Genomic DNA, 3,152 nt, shown 5'->3' with positions numbered 1-3,152 from the left:
TGGCAAGGGTACCTACTGCCGCACTGCGCTGATTGTTCATATGTGCAGGTGCAAAGGAATAAGGTACCGTTATCATCTCCTTAATTTGCTCTGCATAGACAGGAACACCATCTCCTAACAAGATGACTTCCCTGCCGTAATGATTTAATTTTTCAACAATTTCCCCGACTGAGACTGCCATTTGCTTTTCCACAACCCGGAACTCTCTGCCCTGAAACTCATAGATTCCTGTATACACCTGGTTTCTTCTGGCATCCATCAATGGACAGATCAATTTATCGGTGCCATAGAGATTAAATGCAAGTCCATCTACGGTAGGAATGGAAACCAACGGTTTCTTAAGTGCCAGCCCTAATCCCTTTGCCGTAGCAGAACCAATTCTAAGGCCTGTAAAGGAACCAGGACCTGCTGCAACTGCAATTGCATCAATGGATTCCAGATCCAGATCAATCATCTTTCCTATTTCATCCAGCATGGGCAGCAAGGTCTGTGAATGTGTTTTCTTATAATTAACCGTATACTCTGCCAGCATATTATCATCTTCTATAATTGCTACGGAAGCAACTAATCCTGAACTGTCTATCGCTAATATTTTCATATTTATACCATTGCAGATTGCAGATTCTTTCTGCAATACTGCTATCCTTCAACTTTTGTTTATCCTATGGTTATGCGGCGGTAATCAAACCCTTTTTCCAAATCTTTTTCGATTGTCACCGGTATAATGCCTTCCGGCAGGATTTCACCGATGAGATTCGCCCACTCTATGAGGCAGACTCCTTCTCCGTAAAAATAATCTTCGTACCCGATTTCTTCCATCTCTTCCACATCTCCAATCCGGTAGACGTCAAAGTGATAGAGCGGCAGTTTTCCGCTTTCATAGATCTGCACGATTGTGAAGGTGGGACTGCTGATTGGCTCTGTAATCCCCAGACCTTCTGCCAGCCCCTTGGTGAATACGGTCTTGCCCACTCCCAGATCTCCTGTGAGCGTATAAATCTGGCCTTTCTCTGCTTTATCTCCGAGAGCCTTTCCTACCTGGAAAGTCTCGTTTTCACTCCATGTTTCTATAATCATCTTATTTCAACCTGCTTTTTATCTTTATTCTTATTTCAATGCGCTTTTTATCTTTATTTTTCCGGCGTCTACATGTCCCTGAATCAGTCCCAGTAATTCTTCGTACTGTTCCCCAACGGATTCTTTTGGAAATACAAAGGAATACCGCTTTCCGGTGTATACCAGCAGACTTAACTTCGTTTCTGTCACTTTGACCAGATCTTCCCACTTCAGTTCTGCGCTTTGATCACCCTGTATTGTTTGAATTCCTTCGTCATTTAAAAGATAAGTTATGGGCTTTTTAAAAACGGGATTTAACTTCACCTGTTTGACAGATCTTAAATATAGTGTAATTGGCAGATAGAGTATAAACCATACACCAAATACCAGATACAGGATACTCTGCCAGGATTCCACCTTCCCAAATGTCATGGCAAACACAACCAGCGCCACTGCGCCAAATAGCACACCCACTACTCCACTGAAGCTTTTGTACGTATGACTGAGCAAGAAATTATACATGATTTTCTGCGTCATTTTCACATCAAATTTCACTTCCATAAACGCCCGCCTCCTGCTTTTTGTATGAATCAGTTTATCATATTTATTTTAAAAAGGCAAACGGATCATCCTGATCTTTTAAGAAATGCATCAGCATATATGCACACATAATCGCCACTCGTTCTTCTTTTAAAATTCTTCTTACTTCGTCCCTGTCTGCAATTACTACTTCGATGTCTTCGTTATCCTCTAAACCATCTTTGCTGACTTCACCGGTTGCAAATCCATAAACGGAGGCGCAGCATTCATCTGTCATTCCTATGGTCGTAAAATATGGCTTCTCATACATTTCGTCCACCTTTACCGGGTGAAAATCCAGACCTGTTTCTTCTTTTAATTCCCTTGCACCAGCTGTCCTGTAATCTTCACCGGGATCCACAAGACCCGCCGGGAATTCATAAATATATCCGTCAATCGCATAGCGGTACTGGCGTATCAGGATTACTTTATCCTGCTTATCACCGTAAAGACTGTATATGATCACACCATCCGGCTGAAGATTGTGGGTGCTTATCTTTAAATCATCTATCTCTTTTGCTCTGGATGCCACAAAATAATCAACCGGATTGTCCAGACGGTTTCTGGCTTCCAGCTCATACATATTCAGATGCCTGCTGTCTGTTAATTTATCAATGTGCCTGATCCTGCTCATGATTGTCCTCCATAAACTTTTCTATTTTCAAATCTTTTCCCTCTATTATAGCAGAAAAAAACAGAGAATGAAATCTTTTCTCATAGAATTTCACTCTCTGCTGCTTTTATACAGGATTTTAGAAAATAGTACCTGTCTGAAAATAATCTAATTTTTTTTAAAGATTGGGCTGATGTATCGATATAATAAAAATGTTATTACAGAAACCACAACCCCTTTTAATAAGTTAAATGGAACTACCATAAATAATGCAAAGGTTGTAATACTGTCGATCGCAGGATTCAGCGCACTTCCCATTCCAACAAGTGCATCAATCGGCATACCGAATGCTTTTGCATATGCCGGAAGAAGGACAAATGCATTCATCAGACTTCCAATAACCGCCATGGTTATAATTCCAAGAATCATTCCGATCAGGGCGCCCTTTCTGGAACGTACTTTTTTATAGACCAGTCCTGCCGGAACAATCAATGCACAGCCAATTAAAAAGTTTGCCAAGTCTCCAACTCCGGCAGTACTGCTGCCTTTCATTATAAAGTGGAGTAAAATCTTCACCAGCTCGATTACCGCACCTGCTAATGGACCCAATGCAAATGCCCCGATCATTACAGGCACCTCGCTTAAATCAATCTGGTAAAAGCTTGGAGCAAACCACAGGGGTATCTCAAACATCATAAGAACGACGGAAATCGCTCCCAGCATACCGATCTGTACCATTGTCTTTAAATTTGTTCTGCTGGCAGGCCTTCCCACCACATTTGTGTTAGAACTCATTGTTCATCTCTCCTTTTTCATTTAAATTAAATTTGAAAGGAAAATTCCGGTAGAAAATAAAAAAGCCGAATACGTGTGTATTCGGGGTCTTCGCGCATCTATTCATCTG

5 protein-coding genes are annotated in these 3,152 nt (G+C 41.3%); all 5 read right to left on the bottom strand.

Annotation, left to right across the window (positions count from 1 at the left end):
• A partial coding sequence (tsaB, locus tag ACH2DQ_RS16760; RefSeq protein ID WP_395027506.1) for a tRNA (adenosine(37)-N6)-threonylcarbamoyltransferase complex dimerization subunit type 1 TsaB occupies positions 1-598 on the bottom strand: 598 nt, incomplete at its 3' end.
• A gap of 59 nt (positions 599-657) precedes the next feature.
• Positions 658-1,077 (bottom strand): tRNA (adenosine(37)-N6)-threonylcarbamoyltransferase complex ATPase subunit type 1 TsaE, encoded by a 420-nt coding sequence (tsaE, locus tag ACH2DQ_RS16755; RefSeq protein WP_394913366.1) that lies wholly within the window; start codon positions 1,075-1,077, stop codon positions 658-660.
• A 30-nt stretch (positions 1,078-1,107) separates the two neighbouring features.
• The gene (locus ACH2DQ_RS16750) at positions 1,108-1,617 is read right to left on the bottom strand and encodes a YcxB family protein (protein WP_394913365.1); all 510 of its coding nucleotides are present in this window, start codon (positions 1,615-1,617) and stop codon (positions 1,108-1,110) included.
• A 43-nt stretch (positions 1,618-1,660) separates the two neighbouring features.
• The gene (locus ACH2DQ_RS16745) at positions 1,661-2,269 is read right to left on the bottom strand and encodes an NUDIX hydrolase (RefSeq protein WP_394913364.1); all 609 of its coding nucleotides are present in this window, start codon (positions 2,267-2,269) and stop codon (positions 1,661-1,663) included.
• A gap of 147 nt (positions 2,270-2,416) precedes the next feature.
• On the bottom strand, positions 2,417-3,043 hold the full coding sequence (locus ACH2DQ_RS16740) for an ECF transporter S component (protein WP_394913363.1): 627 nt from the start codon (positions 3,041-3,043) through the stop codon (positions 2,417-2,419).
• Between the last annotated feature and the right edge of the window lie 109 nt (positions 3,044-3,152).

This window comes from Robinsoniella sp., from assembly GCF_034124845.1.
This window is presented reverse-complemented; position numbering and strand designations above follow the sequence as displayed.